The following is a 249-nucleotide window of genomic DNA, read 5'->3' on the forward strand; positions in this document are numbered from 1 at the left end:
TACGCACTCCCTGCCCCGTACTGATACTCTGATCAATGGGATCATGATAGGTAAAATCATCTGCTTTTTCAACCTGGAGTCCCGCAATTTTCATGCCTGCCTTTGGTAAACGCGCGCACAACGCATCCATGACCATGCGAGCTTTACACGCCTCCACTGCTTCATAATCATAACGCAAAGTGTAAAAACGCCCATAAGTGTGCCAATGCTGTTGCGTAATTTGTGCGACAGTTTTCCCTGTTACCGCTA

At 47.4% G+C, this 249-nt stretch carries 1 pseudogene; it reads right to left on the minus strand.

Annotation, left to right across the window (positions count from 1 at the left end):
- Positions 1-249, minus strand: a pseudogene (locus ACFIK8_RS12775) (alpha-D-glucose phosphate-specific phosphoglucomutase); the annotation flags it as partial.

It is taken from the genome of Bartonella sp. MR168JLCBS, assembly GCF_042194175.1.